Origin of the sequence: Streptomyces sp. NBC_01335 (assembly GCF_035953295.1) — a bacterium.
Classification (GTDB): domain Bacteria; phylum Actinomycetota; class Actinomycetes; order Streptomycetales; family Streptomycetaceae; genus Streptomyces.
This window is the reverse complement of sequence record NZ_CP108370.1, coordinates 41,028-58,365: the sequence shown is the minus strand read 5'-3', so window position 1 is coordinate 58,365 and position 17,338 is coordinate 41,028. Positions and strand designations below refer to the sequence as shown.

The window sequence follows — 17,338 nt, the reverse complement described above, 5'->3', positions numbered from 1 at the left end:
CGTCACCGCCCGATGAGCTTCTTCAGCGCGATGTTGAGCTGGAGGACGTTGACGCGGGGTTCCCCGATGAAGCCGAGGATGCGTCCGCTGGTGTGGTCGTCGACGAGCTTGGTCACCTGGTCGACGCCGAGGTGGTTCTGCTCGGCGACGCGGCGGATCTGGAGCTCGGCGTATTCCGGGGAGATGTCCGGGTCGAGGCCGGAGCCGGAGGAGGTGACGGCGTCGGCCGGCACGTCGTCGGGGCTGACGGCTGGTCCACCACGGATTACGGGACAGCCCCTGCTGCGGACAAGGCGGCCGCCCCGGTGCGAAAGGGCAGGGCGTTTAGCCCGTCCGAGGCGCCATCCCGCCGCCCGCCACGGACCTGGTGCCCCGTTGACCACGCCCGCGGCGCCGCATGCCCCGCCCGTTGCCGTACGGTCCGTCAGGCGGCGTCCGGAGCGGTCGGCGCCCCCCGCGTGAGGATGTCGAGTCCGCGCCGGGTCGTCGCCAGGACGACCCGGTCCCCGGCCCGCAGGACGCGCCCGTGGGGAGGGCGCCAGTCGAAGCCGGAGCGGTCGGAGAGGTCCTGGCCGCCGAGGGTGTCGGAGGGGGAGGCGACGGGCGTTCCCGAGACCGCGGCACCCACGGCGAGGACGCGCCACTCGTTCCGGGCGAACGCCTCGTGGACGGAGAAGCCCTCCAGCGCCGGATGGCCGGCCACGTCGACGGTGGTGAACAGGAGCACCCCTCGTTCGACCGGCATCACACCCACGACGTGGCGGCCCATCATCGCGGCGGCGAACGCCGGCGAGGCGAGCGCCGAGACGCTCCGACTCCGGGTCACCGCGTCCGGATAGGAGGCGCGCAGGGTGAGCGAGACGGTGGCCGCGAAGTCGTCGTCGTACAGCCGCATCACCGCCCGTACGTCCGAGTTGGCCTCGCGCGCCGCCATCACGATGTCCAGGTTGGCGCTGTCGTCGCTGGTCAGGACGAGCAAGGAAGCGCTCTGCCCGATCCGGGCGAGCTCCAGGGCGCGGGGACCGGTGGCGTCCTCCAGGATCAGGGGCACACCGAGCTCCCGGGCCACCGCGACGCCCCGGGCCTGCGGATCGCGTTCGACGGCGACGACCCGGTGATGGGCGGAACGCAGCCGGACCAGGACCCTGGTGCCCACCTTGCCGAGCCCGACGAGCACGATGTGGTCCCTGAGGCCGTCGGCGGGCAGGTGGTTGATCGACGCGGCGCGGAAGGCGCCGGTGGCGTTGATGGTGGCGGCCACCACGAGCGGGAGGATCGCGATGCCGGTGAAGCCCGCGATCAGCTGGAGGAACTTGCGCGCCCGGGGCTCTCCGGTGGCGGGATCGCCCATGGTGAAGATGTCCAGCAGCGGAAGGTACACCGCTTTCCACAGGGGTATGCCGTCGACGGCCGCGTAGGTCGCGAGGGAGAGCAGCGCCACGACCGCTGCCAGCACACCGAATACGGAGGTCATCTCGCGCGAGACGAACACCTTCCACGGCAGGTGGGTGAGCCGTTCACGCAGCCAGCCGCCGATTCCACGCGAGGCCGACGGAGCCTCCAGCGTGCGGTCGGCGGTCACCTCCTCCAGCATCAGCCGGCCGTGCGTGAACTGGCTGTTGTACGCGGTGACGGTGTCCGGCAGGAGCTGGGTCCCCCCGTCCCCAGGTGTCTCCGCGCTGTCCTCGCTGCGCGGATCGTGCCGGTCCGCGCCGGAGAAGACGGCCAAGGTGGCCAGATCCGCCGTGTGCGGGGGAGTTCCGGCCGGTCGGACCACTCCCCTGAAGACCTTGCCCGCGACCTGGAGGGTGTGACCGTGGCCGAGCGCCGCCGCGGCGACCAGCTCGGGAACCGCCGTGTCGGCGTCGGAGAGCACCGTGGTCGACGTGTCGAGCGGCAGGTCGAAGGGCGGTGCGTCGTGGGGCGAAGCGTTTGGCCGGTTCCGGCGGGCCAGGACGGCACGGTCCAGAAGCTGTTCGAGGTGACGGCCACGTTCACGGTGGTACATCCGGATGACCAGCCGGACGGACGGATTGATGCTCCGGGCGAGCAGGGCCGCCATCATGTTGGTCTGGTCGTCGCCGTAGGTCAGGGCGAGGGCGACGGCCTGTTCGACCCCCGCCGCGCGGAGCGCCTGCTCGTCCGGACGTGCCGCGACGAACAGCTCGATGCCGGAGGAGGGATCCTGGTGGAGCGCGTCGATCTCTCCGCCGTGCTCGTGGTGGCGGGACGGCAGCACTACGGTGACGGTCTCTCCGCACACCGCGTCGAGCTCGACCGCGAGGCGGCGGGCCAGGCCGTCGTCGCCGCAGATCACCATGTGCCGCGAACGCGGGGTGTCGTGCGGGACGGCTGAAGAAGTCGTGATCACACGCGCCAGCCTGCCGTTTCCACGGTGTTTGATTCCAGCCCGACCGGAAGTCCGGCGTCAACGTTCCGTATGGAAAGGGTCGTTGACCGAGATCCGCCGCCGTTCGTGGGCAGCGCCGGGCACTTCGCGGCCGTCCTGCTCCGGCGGTTCGGTCCTCGGTCAGACCCCCGCACCGGGTGCGGTCACCCGACCCCGTGGTCTTCGTGCACGGAGCTTTCGCGGACTCCTCTCCGCTCACGTCGGGCAGCTCGTTTCTGCCGGTGGTGCGGACTCCGGGCGGTTCAGGCTATAGTTGATCTTGACGGCGCGGATCGTTTTCGGCGGTGCGGTTGTCCGTGCGTTGGTCGTCCAAGGAAAGACGCCCCGCTTCCCGCGGGGAAATGCAGGTGCAAGGCCTGCCCAGCGCTCCACAAGAAGCCCCGTTCCTGCTACGGCAGGAACGGGGCTTCTTCGCGTGAGTGGCCGGCCCGTGTCCGACGTTTCCCGCTCGCTCCATCGCGAAGATTGGCCGGCTCCACCGCCTCGCTCCTGGGCGGGGATCAGGCGCACGTCGGCGGCGGCGCACTCGACGGTCTCCGCGCCCGGCTCGTGGCCGCAGCGCGGGGCAACCGGACGCTGCGGCTGCGGGGCGTCGACCCGGTACAGTACTTCGGCGACTTCGCGGACGAGGGAAACGACACCGCCTCAACCACGGCCGGACGAAAGGCCGTCGCCCATCAGCGGTGCCGGCCCCGAACGACCCGGTGGTCCGGCCGGGTCGGCATCCGGGTTCCGTGGGCTGCTCAAGATCTGTACGCTGCCCGGCTTTTGCGGTACCGTCGCCACGCCCATCAGGAATGAAACGTTTCATTCTGCATGATCGTAAAGTCTGCATCGTCACGAAGCGAGGCGTAATGACACCGGACCGCTCGTCCGAGAACGACATCCAGTCCGCACCCGGCGCGAAGCCCGCCCCTGCCGCCCGCCCCACCCGTCGCTCCGTGATCGCGGCCGGTGGGGCGGCTGTGGCCCTGTCGGCCGCCGGAGCCTCTCTCGCGGGCGCGACTCCGGCGCTGGCGTCGAGTGGTGGCGCCCCCCGGAGTCCTGTGGCCGGGCCGCCCCGGGGTGGTACCGGCTGGCAGCGTTACGTCCAGGGGCCCACGTCCCGAACCGTGCGCCCCGTGAGCGGCATCGCTTCGACCGGCGATGTCGTGAGGCCGGACGCGTTGCTCAAGCCCGGCGGGACCGTCACCGTCCTGCGTCGCCCGCAGCCGGCCCCGGTTCCCCGCTGGCCCGACGGCACCACGGCGGAGGCCTCCTCGGCGCATGCGGGCAACAACGGGAGCGACGGGCAGCCCCGTACCTACGACGCTTCTCACGCCGTGGACGGCGACCCGGACACCTTCTGGAACGACGACACCGAAGGCGTCTTCCCCGACACGCTGACCGTGTCGCTTCCCGCGCCGCGCGAACTGTCGGGCATCACCGTGCTGTCCAACAGGGACGGTGTGCCCGCCGACTTCACCGTCGAGGTGTGGAGCGGCGATTCGTGGCGTCTTGCAGCCACCATTTCTGACAACGATGTCATCCAGCGAGCGGTGCCGTTCACGGCCCCGGTCCAGGCTTCCCGGGTCCGCGTCACGGTGACGGCGGTCCAGCAGACCTCGCAGGGTGCGTTCACGCGCGTCAACGAAGTCTGGCCCGAGGCCGTCGCGGTGGAGGAGCCACCCAGTGTGACGGTCGACTTCGGCAAGGTCGTCGTCGGCCATCCGCGCATCCGCTTCAGCTCCGCCTCGGACAACTCGCCCGGCGTCCGGGTGGCCTTCTCCGAGACCAGGCAGTTCCTGACCGAGCGCAGCGACTTCACCCGCTCCGACCAGGCCGGCGGGGCCGGTCATGGCACCGATCAGTTCGCCGTGCCCGCCAAGGGCACCGAGTGGCTCGACCACAAGGGCTTCCAGGCCGGCGACAAGGTCTTCGCGGACGGGCTGCACGGCTTCCGCTATCTCAAGATCACGTTGGACGCGCTGGCGTCGGACGCGCCCGCCGCACAGGCATGGGGCACCGTCGGCATCGACTCCGTGAGCGTGGACTTCACCGCGTACCTGGGCACGCCGAGCACGTACCGTGGCTGGTTCCTGTGTTCCGACGACGACCTGAACCGCTACTGGTACGGGGCGTCCTACACCAACGAACTCGTCACCGACACCTTCCGCCGCGACGACGTCGACCCTCGCAACGCGTGGAGTGCCACCCTTGAGGGGAGGCTGGTCCTGCACGACGGCGCGAAGCGCGACCGGGACCCCTACGTCGGCGACCTGGCGGTCTCGGCCCGTACCCTCTACCTGACCCACGACGAAGCCGCGGCCGCCGCACGCAACGTGCTCGCCGACCTGGCCGACCACCAGCGGACGGACGGCTGGATCCCGCCGGCATCGATCAGCGACTACACGCTTCCGCTGTTCGACTATCCGCTGTGGTGGGTGACGTGCAGTTGGGACTACGTGCTCTACACCGGTGACCACGCCTACGCGGCGCAGTACTACCCGAACCTCCTGAAAGTCCTGGACACCTGGTATCCCAGCGTCACCGACGACGCCGGACTGCTCAGCAAGGGCCTCAACGGCACCGGCGGCTACGGTGACTACGCCTTCCTGAACCGCACGGGCAGGATCACGTACTACAACGCCCTCTACGTGCAGGCGCTGAACAACGCCGCCGGCCTGGCTCGTTGGCTGGGACACACCGACGACGCGGCCCGGTGGGAGGACCGGGCGGCTCGTGTGGCCGAAGCCGTCAACGCGCACCTGTGGGACGAAGCGGCGGGCGCCTACCTGGACTCCGGTACCGGCGCGGTGCGGCACGCCCAAGACGGCAACGGGATCGCCGTCGTCGCGGGTGTCGCCGACGCCGCCCGTGCCGCCTCGGCACTCGCCCATCTCGACGCCACCACACACCGGCCGTACGGCAACGCCTTCATGGACAACGACACGATATTCGACGGTGCGTCGCAACGCGTGTACGCCTTCACGTCGTACCCCGAGATCGTGGCCAGGTTCGAGGCCGGACGAGCGGACTCCGCCCTCGACCAGATTCGCCGTACCTACGGCTGGATGGACCGCAACGACCCCGGCATCACGAACTGGGAAGGCATCGGTCCGGACGGTTCCCTGTACGAGGACGCGTACACGAGCATGGCGCACGGCTGGTCCACGGGCGTACTGCCCGCGCTCACCCATCAACTTCTCGGTGCCCGTCCCACTTCGCCGGGCTACGCCACGTGGGAGGTTCGTCCCCATCCCGGTGACGTCGCCTGGGCGCAGGGGCAGCTTCCCACGCCCAGGGGTGCGTTGATGGTCTCCTGGCAGAACTCCGCAGACGGTTTCACCGTGACGGTGAAGGTGCCTGCTGGTACACGCGGAACCCTCGCCCTCCCCGGTGACGCGAACACGACGGTCGTGTGCGAGGGACACAAGGTGCTCTGGAACGGACGTCGTGGGTCGGACCGATCGGTCCGGTTCACCGAGGGCCGTGTCACCCTCTCGGACCTGGGGCCGGGGGTCCGCACCTTCACGGCCGGTCGTCGGTAGCCGTCTCGCCGGAGCGCACCGTGACCGGGTGCCTGGCGCCGCGTACCGGGAGGCCGCCCGTTGGCCAAGTCACACCGTCGACGGTGAACTCCTCGCCCGAGCCGACAGCGTGAGCGGCTTCCAGCAGTTGGCGCTGCTGCTGCCACTGGTCGTTGACGTGCTCGGAGAGGGCGGGGAGGGCCGGCTGGCGCACCCGGGCTGCGGTTGCTGGTGCTCGTGTCCACCGAATGGTGGATGCGGGCACCAGCGGGAGGGGTGTGAAGTCGGTGTTCTGGCGCGGTCGCCCACCATATGGGGCCCGCCACGGTGGAGCTGGCAGCCCGTCACGGCGGGGCTTGCGGGGCTGACCCTCCGCCGGTGGAGTGTGCTGCCACAGCCCGCGACCGCCGGGTTGTCCAGCTCTCGCGAATCCGTTCCACACCCCGTCAGGGTCTGCGCTTGGCCTTTACCGTGCGGCTTGCCGCCGGCGGCCACGTCCGTGTGTCCGGGAGCCGTACTGACTCGGCGGGTATCCGCCGCGACGTGATCCAGCGCACTGATCACATGGATGAGTGTCCCTATGGATCGGCTGTCACCGGCGGGTTCGGTGTTGCGGCCTTCGCCTGCCGCGTCGGCCAGAGCGCCGGAGACGTCACTGCCGCCATCCATCAACGGCCCGTCGAGACCGGCCGTATTCATCCCGGCGCCTGCGTCACCCGCTGGGGAATGCGCACCTGGCGCTCCTGCTGACGCGCCCTTATCGACTTGGTCCTGTTGGTTCGGCCCTTTTGACGCTGTTTTCGCTGCCCGAGGGCACCATGAGCTGCGCTCAGGCCCGCACCTGTACCGTGCGCGCCCTGTACGAGCGCTTGGACCGACTGGAGGCTGCACCCACCCCGGGGAACATCGCGCCGGGCGGCGGTTGAGCAGGTACGCGGGCTGGGCGAGTGCGCCCTCAACGCCGGCCACCCGCCGTCACCACCCCACGGCGCCCTTGACAAGCCGCCTGGCGCAGTCGGCTCAGCGGGCGGGCCGGCTTGTCGACTCTCACTGGAGGACCAGGTCACGGCCAGTCAGCGGGGAGGCGCGATGGGCAGCCGGCCCCACGCGCGTCTGAGCCGCACGAGTGCCGCGATCGCGCCGATACCGAAGACAAAGGCACCGAGGCCGGCGCTGCGCAACACGCCAAAGGTGACCCCGGCAGCGACCGCGATCAGGGAGCCGGACAACAGTATCTGGCGCCTCGGGTCGGTCAACTTCCAGAAGCCGAGCAGCGAGAAAACGACCCACGCGGTCACGTAGGCAATCGCCATGAAGACGATGAAGGTTTCTCCTTGACCTGAATTCTGGGAGAGGGCGGACCGTGCCCTCTCCCAGAATCAACTCCGCCCTACCCTGCGTTGTAGCTGGGGTCTCCACTTGACCCTTCGAAGCAGCTCCCGGCCCGCACGGTTCACGCCCGGCCCGTCGGGCTGGCCGGCCCCGTTCCGGAATTCTGGAACGGTGCCGTTTCGCCGCCGGCGGACCGCCACTGGTGCCGCTGCCGCCGCCTTCGGCGCTACCGGTCTCCCCGGAGCCCGGTCTCGGGGGCGCACATCCCGCAGCACCTGATGTAGTCCTCGCTCAGCGCGAGGAAGGCCTGTTCTCGCGGCATGAAGCCGCCGCGCCGGCCGAGGGTGCAGCCGCTCCGGTGCAGGACCGCGTAGTCGCGGTCACCGGTCGTCCCCTTCGGCTCCACACCGGTTAGGCCGAGGGGCGGCGCGGCACCTCGCTACGTAGTGAATCCGTCAGCCGCGCGTTCCGTCGCAGCCGCCGACTCAGCGAGTGCGCGGACGACGAGCAACGCCGTCCTCTCCTCACGGATCCCGGTCGCCTCCCACTGGCCCAAGATCATGCGCGTTGCGAAGTCTGCCGTGTCATGCACCAGCGAGTGCTCACCCAGGACCAGATCCCGCCCGGGGACGACGTCGTGTTGGCGTACAGGGAACGTGCACCACCGCGTACGGATGAAAGTGCACCGTTCTTGATGCGGTGAGGTTGGTGTCGCGCGAGTCTTCTGTCGTCCTGTTCGGGGTCGGTGGAGTGCGGCGAGAGTGGTCTTGGGTTCGCATCGCTAGTTGGAGTTGCGGCGTTTTCGCGGTCTGTAGGAGGCCGGTGCGATCTGTGCTTGAACGTACCCGGCGGGTCAGTAATCGCAGTTTCGGCCCGCATGCGGCGACGGAGTACCTCAGTCACTGGGAGACGATGGAACCGCTCGCTGAGTTGTTCTGAGTTGTTGGTGTTGGTCTGGGGAGGCTGGTGTCTGGGGGCCTGACTCGCTGGGCCCAGTTGAGTCCGAGGGCGGCGAGGGCGGTGAGCTTGTCGGTGGTGAGTTTGGTCCGGCGGCTCTTCTGGTTGGTCAGGAACACTCCGGCGCGGATCTGGTGTTCCTGATCGCCGATCACCACGGTTTCGATGTGGGTTCGGGGGATGGTCAGGTGTCCTTCCCGGGCCTGGTACTGCGCCACGGCGGCAAGACCCTTCTCGAAGGCGCTCACCCGGGCCGGCGCCTCGGCGGTCTCGGGGGCGACGGCCGGGGCGTGGCGGATGCCGAGCTGCTCCAGCCGGTCACGCTGCTGGTCCGTCAGCGCCGCCCAAGTGCTGGGCTGGCGCTGGGCGGCGACCCAGGTCCCGACGTCGCAGCCGTGGACGCTGACGCCGGGCAGGAGGTCGGCGGGGCCGGTCTCCTCGGTGAGGAGTTCACGGGCGGCGGCGTAGTGGCGTTGCCAGTCGATCGTCCAGTCAGGGTTCCAGTCGGGGTCGATGGCTTCCAGTGCCCGGCGCCGTTCGGCGGCGCGTTCCGGGTCGGAGCCGAGGCCGCCCGGCTTGCGGAGATTGGCGAGCCACTGGCCCACCGCCACCGAGTCGATCACCGCGGATCTCGGCGCCGCGAGGCTGCCGATCGCGGCGAAGTAGGCGCGGGCGGCGGAGAGGTTCGTCCAGAACTGTGCGTCGCCGACCGACCAGACCATGCCGATCTCGTTCAGCAGCTCGGCCCGCCACGCCTTCAGCGTCCCCGCCCGGAAGGTGCGGCGCTGTTCGCCGACCCAGGTGCCCAGCCCGTAGAGAGGGCCGTCGCCGTCGTCGCCGAGAGGCACCTTGGTGTCGGCGGGGACGGCCGCGTGTCCGTGTTCGCGGGCCCAGGTGCGCAGTGCGGTGTACCCGGTGAGCCAGACCTCGGAGTCGGGCCTGAGTACGCGGGTGCGCAGGAACAGGGCGATGCTCCCGGGGTCGCGGGGGAGGGAGAACCGCAGCAGCGGCGTGTTGAGGGGAGCCACATTCGGCGCCGCGTCGTCACCCTGGTCGTCGTCCGTGTGGTGCTCCTGGTCGTCTTCCCCGGCGCCGGCGGCCGCGCTCCCGCCGGGGGCGTGCTCCTGGTGGTCGTTCTCGCCGTCCTCACCGTCCTCGGCGTCCTTCGCGTTGTCGGCGGTGGTCTGCGGGTCGAGGGCGAGCACGGAGGTGATCTGGCCGCGTGCGGTGGTGGTGGGCAGGGCCATGCGCTCGATGACGCGGTCGTCGTGGGCGCGCAGGCCCTGGAGGATCGCGACCAGGCCGCGGTAGCTGGAGGACGCCATCATGTCGCCGGGGTCCTCCCCGGGCTCCAGGAACACGGGCACCAGAATCCTGCTCACCTTGCCCTCGCCGGGCTCTTGGCGCAGGGCCCGCCCGATGATCTGCACGATCTCCACCGGCGAGGAGCGGGAATCCGCGAAGACGACCGCGCCGACGCCGCGCGTGCCCCGAATGTCGACGCCCTCGCCCAGGACCCGACAGGAGGCGAGGAAGGACAGCTCGCACACCCACCCCTCGGCGTCCAGGCCGTCCGCGTACCGGATGAGGACGCTGCGCCGGTGGGCGGCGGGGTGCTCGCCGGAGAGCCAGTCCGCGCCGACCCGTCCGGGGTAGGCGGCCGGGTCGGCGGCGTGGAGGCTGGCGGCGGTCTCCGGCATCGCGCGGGCGAAGGCCATCGCGTCCAGGGTCCGGGAGTGGAACGTCATGTACGAGCGGACGCCGGACTCGTCCGCGTGCTTGAGCAGGGCGGCTTGGAGGGCGGCGAGCCCGCGCCCGCGCCGCTCCTCGTCCGTCGCCGTGTCGCTGAGCGGTGAGGGGTCGCGGATCTCCAGCACGTCGATCTCGAACCGCGCGAGAATGCCCCGCTCGACGCTCTCCATGAGGCCGGTCTCGTGGAGGACGGGCCCGAACAGTCCGGTGTCGTCCATCGAGGCGACGACCCGCCCGCCCAGCACGTCGCTGCCGCTCGGCGGGGTGGCGTCCGGGCCGGTCTTCCCGTTGTCCCCGGGTGCCGGCACGGCGGTGCCCGCCGCCCACAGGCGCGGGGTCGCGGTCATGTACAACCGGCGCTCCGCCGGGATGCGGGTCTGGTCGTGGACGGCCGCCCAGGCCTTCGTGGCGTCCCCGGACGTGCGGTGGGCCTCATCCACCACCAGGAGGTCGAAGGGCGCCATACGTTGTCCGTACGAGCCGCGCAGCGCCTGTTCGAGTACGCCGAGGGTCTCGACGTCGTCGTCCTGGTCGTCGGCCAGCCCCTGCCCGGCGAGCGAGGCGTACGTGGCGAACACGAGCATCGGCCCGCCGGTGCCGGTCCACAGGGCGAGCTGCGTCGGGTTGGTCGTGCACCGCACTCCCAGCGCCTCCAGCAGCGGGTCGGCCCCGAGGGAGCACACGGCGACGGCCGGACCCTGGTGCCCGGCCCGGCGCCATGCCTCGATCGTCTGCGTCAGCAGGTCCAGCGTCGGGACCAGCACGCCGACCGTTCCGTGCGGGACCAGTCGCAGCGCAGCCACGGCCGCGGTGACCGTCTTGCCCGTTCCGGTGGCCATGTGGACCTGGCCCCGCAGTCCGTGCGCGGGCACCGATCCGTCCCGGGGCAGGGACAGTCCCCGCACGATCGCGTCCACCGCCTCGACCTGATGCGGCCTCAGGGTGATCCCGTGCGGTTCTGCCGGCGTCGTCTGCTGCATGCCCCTATGCTCCCCGCTGCACCATGACCAACGCTCGTACAACCACTGCACAATCTAGCACCAAATGTGGTTCAAGTGCGTTACGGTTCTCTTATGAGTGAGAACGTCGGCGTGGAAGCGCTGCTCGAAGAGGCCCGGCTGACCGCGTCGATCCCGCCGCCCGTCGAGCGCCAGCGGCTGCGCGAGGCCGCCAGCCTCTCCCGCGCCCAGGTCGCCGCCGCCGTCGGCGTCGGCCGCACCACCGTCGCGAACTGGGAAACCGGAGCGAGCGACCCGACCCCGCCCGCCCGCCTGCCCTACCTGCGGCTGCTGAAGGGCCTCGCCGAGATCTACCCGCCCACCGCCGCCCCGGCCCCCCAGTCGCCGGACCCGGTCGCGGCACTGTTCACCGACCAGCCCCCCGCCCCGGTCGCCGCGCCCGCCCCGGTCGCCGCGCCCGTGCCGCCCGCGTTCACTCCGGCGCCCCAGTCGTTGCACGGCCCGGACGGACGCGTCGTGGAGGGCGACCCGGGCCCCTGCATCCGCTGCGGCGTCGAGACGACGTACCAGTCCACCGACGGGCGCCCCCTCCACGCCGGGGCGTTCTGCCAGCCCGCCACTCCGGCCGCCGCCGCCACTCCGGCCGCCGCCTTGGAGGCGCACACCCCCGCACCGCCCGCCCCGGCTCCGGCTCCGGTCTCGCCGGTCCCCGTCCCGGTGCCGACCCGCCCGCAGCGCCGGAGCAAGTCCGCCGCCCGCGCCGAGGCCGATCTGATGGCGCTGATCACGGGCGCGGTCCAGGAGGAGGGCGAGCGCGCCGGCGGCGACGAGGACACCGCCCTCAAAGCGCTCCTGAAGCGCGCGATCCCGGACGTGATGCGCCTGTTCAACGAGACCCGGGCCAGCGGCCGCTACGACTACACCGCCTACCCCGCCCTGCCCGACATCCTGAAGAAACCGTCCGCGAAGGAGCCGGACCAGATCTGGGAGGCCCGCCCCGCCTACCAGAACCCCGCCTACTCCCTGCGCGCCGCCCGTACCGACATCAAGGTCACGGCCCTGGACGTCAACGCCGCCTACCTCTCCGCCATGAAGGTGTGGCTGCCGATCGGGAAGCTGGAGCACACCACCGGATCGGACGGTGTCGACCCGAAGCGCTCTGGAGTCCACCTGATCACCCCCGCCCCCTGGACCCACCCCCACCTCCCAGACCCCCTCGGCGACCGGGACACCCCCGGCGCCCTCTGGATCACCGACGCCACCCTCCGCCTCCTGCTGCGCGTCTCCGGCCCGAAGTGGGGCCTGACCGCAGCCCCGTTCGTCCACGAGTCCTGGACGTCCGGCGCCACGGAGAATTTCCTGGACGCGCTGCGCAAGCTGCTGGTGGCCGCCCGCGCGGACGCGATCGCCGCCGGGGACACCCTGACGACCGAGTACGTCAAGGCCATGTACTCGAAGTTCATCTCGACCATGGGGGAGTCGGTCCACAACCGTGAGATGGTCCGCCCGGACTGGATGCACCTCGTCCACGCCCAGGCGTACGCCCTGCACTGCGGCCGCGCCTACAAGGCCCACCAGGCCGCCCTGGAGATCGTCGCGCTCAAGCACACCGACGAGCTCCACGTGATCGGGGACTGGCGGCAGGTGTTCACCGAGGGACGCGGCGTCGCCGAGATGAAGGTCAAGACCGGCGACGGCAAGACCTCCGGTGAGTACCTCGTCGGGAAGGCCAGCGGCTGATGGCCGGCCGCTGGATGGAGTTCGGGAAGTACGGCGCAAACGGCGCCCCCGGCGCCGAAGCGCTGGGAACCGCGATCGAGGGGATGGTGCGCGGTATCGCCTCGCCGGTCGACACCGACCGCGGCCTCGCCGCCCGCCTGAACTACCTCACCAAGTCGGATGCCGGGTACGAGGCGATGGACCGGGCCGGCGTCCACGTCTCCCCGCGCACCCTGATGGCCTGGCTCGCCGAGGAACGCACCCCCAACAAGGCCAACCTCGCCCGCCTCGACGCCGCCTACTGGGACCTGCGCCGCCGCAACGTCGCCGCCGACCTCAAGCACCGGCTCAACAACAACGGCCGGGGCACCCGGGTGGAGATCAACCCGGTCAACCAGGCCGGGGTGGAGCAGAAGTACCAGCGGGACCTGTCCTCCCGCAGCGTCACCGTCCGGGGCGTCTGGGACCGGGCCGTCGACGCCTGGATGAACGACGACCTCGAAGAACTCGACGCGGTGTGGGACGAAGTTCTCGACCTCATCGGCTCCGACTACGACGGCTACAGCTACGTCTCCTCCATCGGCTGGTCCGCCTGACACACCACCACACCAGGCCGCCCCCTCGACCGGGGGCGGCCTGAACTGTTTTCAGGGCGCAGCAGGCGTTGCCGGGCAACCAGCCTGGCCACGAAAGGCGCGACCGTGCCCTCATCGTCTGCTCGCAGTGCGGCGGCCTCGCCGGCTACCGTCCGGCCCGACCGCCTGTTCGGACGTGACGAGTGTGGGTCCCTCTGGGTCTCCATCTTTACCACCGGTGAAAGCGGTGTCCGGGCTGCAGGAGGGGTGTTGACGTTGGGTATGGGCTGCTGCCAGTACGTCAGTCAGGACGGCAGTTTCATGCCGGGGGCCTGTTCACGCGGATGAGGGTCTGCTGGCCGTTGGCGACGAGCTTGCGGGCTCCGTCGGTCTGGACGCTGTAGACCTCCAGCTGGCAGACGGTGAGGGTGCGGCCCGGCTTGAGGACGGTGCCGATCGCCTCCAGGTGATCACCGGCGGCAGGCGCGAGGAGGTTGATTTTGTACTCGACGGTGAGGACCTCGGTTTCCTCGTCGAACAGGGTGAGCGCGGCGTAGCCGCCGGCGCTGTCGGCGATGGCGCTGGTGGCGCCGGCGTGGATGTAGCCGTGCTGCTGTGTCACCTCGGGGCGGGCCGGGAGCGTGATGTGGACGCGGCCGGGGCCGATGTGGGTCAGGTGCGCGCCGAGGTGGGACATCAGTCCTTGCAGGCGGAAGCTGTCCTGAACGCGCTTTTGCACCGCAGGGCTCGCCTGGTCCTGCTGTATACGGTCTTCCACGCGCGTGCTCTCCTTCGCGTCCGTGCCAGGTGAGACAAACGGTTTCTCAGCCGGCCAGTTGCTCTGTCAGCAGGAGGGTGCCGATGGCGATCATCATGGCACCGCTGATGCGGGTGACGATGCGGGCGGCCGAAGGCCGGGTGCTCAGGACCGTGCGGGCCAGGACGCCGACGACGAGGTAGACGACGGTGCACGCGGTCAGGTGCACCATGCTGAGCAGCCCGGTCTGCGCGGCGGCCGGCAACCCCGTGGCCGGGTCGATGAACTGCGGGAACAGTGAGAAGTACAACAGCAGCGCCTTCGGGTTCAGACCGCTGATCCCGAAGCCCTTGAGCAGTACCTGCCACCGGGAGGCGTCCGCGCTCCCGCTCGCGGCTGCCGGAACGGCCGGCTGGCGCAGGACGCCCCAGCCCAGCCACAGCAGATACCCGGCCCCCGCCACAGTCAGGGCGGTGAGCGCGGCCGGGGAACTCGCCACGATCACCGCCAGGCCTGCGACGGCCACCAGTGCGTAGGCCGCGTGTCCGGCGACCAGTCCTGTTACGGCCGGGACGACCGAGCGTCCCCGCAGTCCGGCGGAGATCGCGTAGGCCCAGTCCGCGCCCGGAGTGAACACCAGCAGGAGGTCCACAGCCAGGAAGGCTGCCAGCGTCGTCGAATCCATCGCTCGCTCCCTCTCGCGTGTCTTGTCTGGAGGGAACGCTAGGCCAGATTTGCCCGAATGTGTTTGCGTATCTGCCTCAAGGCCGGGCCATGTGGGGAAGAATCTTCTCCATGGATGCCATAGATCGGAAGATTCTTGCTGAACTGCAGCTCGATGGCCGCCTGACGGTCACCGAGCTGGCCGCTCGCGTGCAGCTCAGCGTCTCGCCCTGCCACCGTCGGCTGCGCGATCTCGAACGTGAGGGTGCGATCCGCGGCTACCGGGCCGTGGTCGACCCGGCGGCCGTCGGCCTGCACTTCGAGGCTCTCGTCTTCGCCACCCTGCGCTGGGAGACCCCCGACACCGTCAACGCCTTCGAGGAGGCAGTGGCCGCCGTTCCTCACGTGCTGCAGGCGCAGCGCTTGTTCGGCGAGCCCGACTACCTGCTACGGGTCGCTACCGCCGACCTGGCCACCTTCCAGCAGCTCTACGACCAGCAACTCGCCCGGCTTCCCGGCGTCCAACGCCTGACGTCCACCCTCGTCATGAAGAACGTCGTCCAGGACAGGCCGCTGCCCGAATAGCCGCCCGGTCCCGCCCCTTCCTGCCCGCCGGTGCCCAGGATGCTCACGGTGAACTTGGCGATGGGGTCAGCCGCGGGCGGCGCTGATCAGTCCGTCCAGCCATGCCTGGTGGCCGTTGAGCATCGGGTTCGGGCGCTCGCCGGCCAGAGCGGCTGCCGGCTGTCCGATCTGCGTCTCCTGGGTGAGGACGCGGGCCCGGCCGCCGGGCAGGTCCTCGACCAGCCAGGCGTGCAGCACGTCGAGCTTCTCCTGCGGGGTGCCGTCCTGCTTCGCGGTCCAGGACAGGCGGCCGGGAACACCGTCGGCCGGGGCCTGGAACTCGGTAACGAGAGCGGCCAGAGGCGGGAAGCCGAACGTTCCGAACCTGAAGACGAGACCGTCACCCAGGACCGGGCCGCCGCCTTCGGGGAAGGAGATGTCGGCGACGTTGTCGTAGTACCCCTCCCACTGGGAGGTGTCGGTCAGCAGGCGCCAGACCCGGGCGGCGGTGAGGCCGGGCACGACAACCTCATTGGAGACGAAGTTGTCGCCGGTGCCGGGAAGGTAACGCTCGGGCCAGGTGATCGCGTTCTGCGTGGTCATCAGGGGGTGCCTTCCACAGATGGGGCTTCAGCGTCGCCGCCGGTGAGGAGTGCCGCCACTCGGCGACGTCCTCGAAAGTAGAGCCGCAACCCATCGGCACACCAATAGGTAATCCGATTCCTGGAATCGGAATCCCGATGACGGAAACCACTACCCTTGCAGTCATGAACAACCAGCCGCGCACCACGGACCAGGAAGCCCCCATACCCGCCACCACCGGCAAGCAACTGCCGCCGCACGCAGACCTCAACCTGCTGCGCACCTTCCTGGCCGTCCACCGCACCGGCTCCTTCACCGCCGCCGCCCCCCGCCTCGGCCTGTCCCAGCCCACGGTGACCGCACAGATCCGCACCCTGGAGCAGCAGACCGGCCGCGAGCTGTTCACCCGCCTCCCGCGTGGCGTCGACCCCACCCCCTACGCCCACGAGCTCGCCACACAGATCGCCGCCCCGCTCGACGCACTCGCCGGCCTGGAGGACACCGCGGCCACGGCCGGACCGGTACACCTGGCCGGACCCTCGGAACTGCTCTGTGTCCGGGTCCTGCCCGCCCTGGCCCCACTCATCACCGAAGGCCTCCAGCTGCGAGTGGCCCAGGGACTGCCCGAACCGCTCATCGAGGAAATGCGCGCCGGCCGCCACGACCTCGTCATCGCCACCCGGCACCCACCCGGCCGCACGTGGAAATCCGTCCCCCTGGCCGACGAGGAGTACCTCTTGGTCGCCGCCCCCGCCTGGGCCGAGCGCCTCGCTCGACACCCGCACAGCACCGACCTGTGCGCCGCCCTGCGCGAGGTCCCGATGGTCACCTACGCCGAGGACCTGCCCATCATCCGCCGCTACTGGCGCACAATCTTCGGCAAACAGCACACCGCCCGCGCCGCCGTCACCGTCCCCAACCTCTACGCCGTCCTCTCCGCGGTCAACGCCGGAGCCGGTTACAGCGTCCTGCCTCGCTCCCTGTGCCAGGACCACCTCGACACCGGCCGGCTGACCCTGCTGCACAACCCGGAAGAGGCGCCCCTGAACACCCTCTTCCTGCTCCAGCGCCCCGGAGCTGAAACGAATCCCGACGTGCTGCGCGTCCGTGAACGACTGAGGGAGGCCGCCCGCACCTGGTAGCCACCGACGGCTACGGCTATGTCTCCTGCATCGGATGGGGCCGCCTGACCCCCAGCCCGGACGCCCGACCGCCCGGCCCGCGTGGTCGCGCGCCGCGCATGGTCGTACGGCGCGCGTGGGCGCGGCCTGGACGTGAAGATGGCCGGCACCCAATCCGCCCCACGGGGTGGGTGGCAGGGATGCCGGCCGGAACTCAAACGACCCGAAGGCGGCCCATCTCCACCGCTGCCGTCCGGGTGACGGCTACCGTGGCAGAACACCGTCCTGGCAGCTCCGCCTCGCGCTCGCTCCGGCCGTCGACGCCTACGTGGACTCCGGACGCGACGAGAGCGACTTCGTGGACCTCGACGACATCCTCGGCGCCCGCCCGTGACCGGTACACCTGGGCGGTACGCCTGTCCCCGCAGGCCGCGAAAA

Annotated in this window: 15 protein-coding genes and 1 pseudogene; 7 read left to right on the top strand and 9 right to left on the bottom strand. The window is 70.5% G+C overall.

Features of this window, described 5'->3' with window-relative positions; all coding sequences use genetic code 11:
- Positions 1 to 2: 2 nt before the first annotated feature.
- Both OG599_RS00265 and OG599_RS00260 read right to left on the bottom strand, forming a co-directional pair.
- Positions 3 to 251, bottom strand: a pseudogene (locus OG599_RS00265) (potassium-transporting ATPase subunit C); the annotation flags it as partial.
- Positions 252 to 424: 173 nt separating this feature from the next.
- Positions 425 to 2,371, bottom strand: coding sequence for an NAD-binding protein (locus tag OG599_RS00260; RefSeq protein WP_327173835.1), 1,947 nt, complete (start codon positions 2,369 to 2,371; stop codon positions 425 to 427).
- A gap of 1,160 nt (positions 2,372 to 3,531) precedes the next feature.
- Between OG599_RS00260 and OG599_RS00255 the strand changes: the two genes are divergently transcribed.
- Positions 3,532 to 5,940 carry an alpha-L-rhamnosidase-related protein gene (locus tag OG599_RS00255; RefSeq protein ID WP_327173834.1) on the top strand — a complete coding sequence of 803 codons (2,409 nt, stop codon included), beginning with the start codon at positions 3,532 to 3,534 and terminating at the stop codon, positions 5,938 to 5,940.
- On the opposite strand, the gene OG599_RS00250 is transcribed toward OG599_RS00255, so the two are convergent.
- On the bottom strand, positions 5,921 to 6,133 hold the full coding sequence (locus tag OG599_RS00250; RefSeq protein ID WP_327173833.1) for a hypothetical protein: 213 nt from the start codon (positions 6,131 to 6,133) through the stop codon (positions 5,921 to 5,923). The two genes, OG599_RS00255 and OG599_RS00250, sit on opposite strands and share 20 nt — an antisense overlap.
- Positions 6,134 to 6,378: 245 nt before the next feature.
- Here OG599_RS00250 and OG599_RS00245 point away from each other — a divergent pair, with 245 nt between their 5' ends.
- A complete protein-coding gene (locus tag OG599_RS00245; RefSeq protein ID WP_327173832.1) occupies positions 6,379 to 6,669 on the top strand; it encodes a hypothetical protein in 291 nt (96 codons plus the stop codon).
- 323 nt (positions 6,670 to 6,992) lie between these two features.
- Here OG599_RS00245 and OG599_RS00240 read toward each other — a convergent pair whose 3' ends face one another.
- From OG599_RS00240 to OG599_RS00230, 3 genes are all read right to left on the bottom strand, one after another.
- On the bottom strand, positions 6,993 to 7,232 hold the full coding sequence (locus tag OG599_RS00240; protein ID WP_327173831.1) for a hypothetical protein: 240 nt from the start codon (positions 7,230 to 7,232) through the stop codon (positions 6,993 to 6,995).
- Between the two features lie 245 nt (positions 7,233 to 7,477).
- Positions 7,478 to 7,657: a DUF6233 domain-containing protein gene (locus OG599_RS00235; protein ID WP_327173830.1), complete on the bottom strand. Its 180-nt coding sequence runs from the start codon at positions 7,655 to 7,657 to the stop codon at positions 7,478 to 7,480.
- Between the two features lie 493 nt (positions 7,658 to 8,150).
- Positions 8,151 to 10,940: a DEAD/DEAH box helicase gene (locus OG599_RS00230; RefSeq protein ID WP_327173829.1), complete on the bottom strand. Its 2,790-nt coding sequence runs from the start codon at positions 10,938 to 10,940 to the stop codon at positions 8,151 to 8,153.
- Positions 10,941 to 11,033: 93 nt separating this feature from the next.
- Between OG599_RS00230 and OG599_RS00225 the strand changes: the two genes are divergently transcribed.
- Entirely contained in the window at positions 11,034 to 12,659 is a 1,626-nt protein-coding gene (locus OG599_RS00225) for a helix-turn-helix domain-containing protein (RefSeq protein WP_327173828.1), read from the top strand.
- Entirely contained in the window at positions 12,659 to 13,234 is a 576-nt protein-coding gene (locus OG599_RS00220) for a transcriptional regulator (RefSeq protein ID WP_327173827.1), read from the top strand. Before OG599_RS00225 ends, OG599_RS00220 begins: the two co-directional genes overlap by 1 nt.
- A gap of 298 nt (positions 13,235 to 13,532) precedes the next feature.
- Here OG599_RS00220 and OG599_RS00215 read toward each other — a convergent pair whose 3' ends face one another.
- The gene (locus tag OG599_RS00215; protein WP_327173826.1) at positions 13,533 to 13,991 is read right to left on the bottom strand and encodes a PaaI family thioesterase; all 459 of its coding nucleotides are present in this window, start codon (positions 13,989 to 13,991) and stop codon (positions 13,533 to 13,535) included.
- Positions 13,992 to 14,037: 46 nt separating this feature from the next.
- Complete coding sequence (locus OG599_RS00210) at positions 14,038 to 14,655, bottom strand: LysE family translocator (RefSeq protein WP_327173825.1); 618 nt, start codon at positions 14,653 to 14,655, stop codon at positions 14,038 to 14,040.
- Between the two features lie 110 nt (positions 14,656 to 14,765).
- Here OG599_RS00210 and OG599_RS00205 point away from each other — a divergent pair, with 110 nt between their 5' ends.
- Positions 14,766 to 15,218 (top strand): Lrp/AsnC family transcriptional regulator, encoded by a 453-nt coding sequence (locus OG599_RS00205; protein WP_327173824.1) that lies wholly within the window; start codon positions 14,766 to 14,768, stop codon positions 15,216 to 15,218.
- 66 nt (positions 15,219 to 15,284) lie between these two features.
- On the opposite strand, the gene OG599_RS00200 is transcribed toward OG599_RS00205, so the two are convergent.
- The gene (locus tag OG599_RS00200) at positions 15,285 to 15,800 is read right to left on the bottom strand and encodes an SRPBCC family protein (RefSeq protein WP_327173823.1); all 516 of its coding nucleotides are present in this window, start codon (positions 15,798 to 15,800) and stop codon (positions 15,285 to 15,287) included.
- A gap of 164 nt (positions 15,801 to 15,964) precedes the next feature.
- Between OG599_RS00200 and OG599_RS00195 the strand changes: the two genes are divergently transcribed.
- Both OG599_RS00195 and OG599_RS00190 read left to right on the top strand, forming a co-directional pair.
- The gene (locus OG599_RS00195) at positions 15,965 to 16,921 is read left to right on the top strand and encodes a LysR family transcriptional regulator (RefSeq protein WP_327173822.1); all 957 of its coding nucleotides are present in this window, start codon (positions 15,965 to 15,967) and stop codon (positions 16,919 to 16,921) included.
- Between the two features lie 166 nt (positions 16,922 to 17,087).
- Positions 17,088 to 17,294 (top strand): hypothetical protein, encoded by a 207-nt coding sequence (locus tag OG599_RS00190; protein WP_327173821.1) that lies wholly within the window; start codon positions 17,088 to 17,090, stop codon positions 17,292 to 17,294.
- Positions 17,295 to 17,338 lie beyond the last annotated feature (44 nt).

Coding starts and splice junctions, on each gene's coding strand:
- OG599_RS00240 (WP_327173831.1), bottom strand. CDS start 7,232: ATGGCGATTGCCTACGTGACCGCGTGGGTCGTTTTCTCGCTGCTCGGC.
- OG599_RS00225 (WP_327173828.1), top strand. CDS start 11,034: ATGAGTGAGAACGTCGGCGTGGAAGCGCTGCTCGAAGAGGCCCGGCTG.
- OG599_RS00210 (WP_327173825.1), bottom strand. CDS start 14,655: ATGGATTCGACGACGCTGGCAGCCTTCCTGGCTGTGGACCTCCTGCTG.
- OG599_RS00195 (WP_327173822.1), top strand. CDS start 15,965: ATGAACAACCAGCCGCGCACCACGGACCAGGAAGCCCCCATACCCGCC.
- OG599_RS00220 (WP_327173827.1), top strand. CDS start 12,659: ATGGCCGGCCGCTGGATGGAGTTCGGGAAGTACGGCGCAAACGGCGCC.
- OG599_RS00230 (WP_327173829.1), bottom strand. CDS start 10,940: ATGCAGCAGACGACGCCGGCAGAACCGCACGGGATCACCCTGAGGCCG.
- OG599_RS00205 (WP_327173824.1), top strand. CDS start 14,766: ATGGATGCCATAGATCGGAAGATTCTTGCTGAACTGCAGCTCGATGGC.
- OG599_RS00200 (WP_327173823.1), bottom strand. CDS start 15,800: ATGACCACGCAGAACGCGATCACCTGGCCCGAGCGTTACCTTCCCGGC.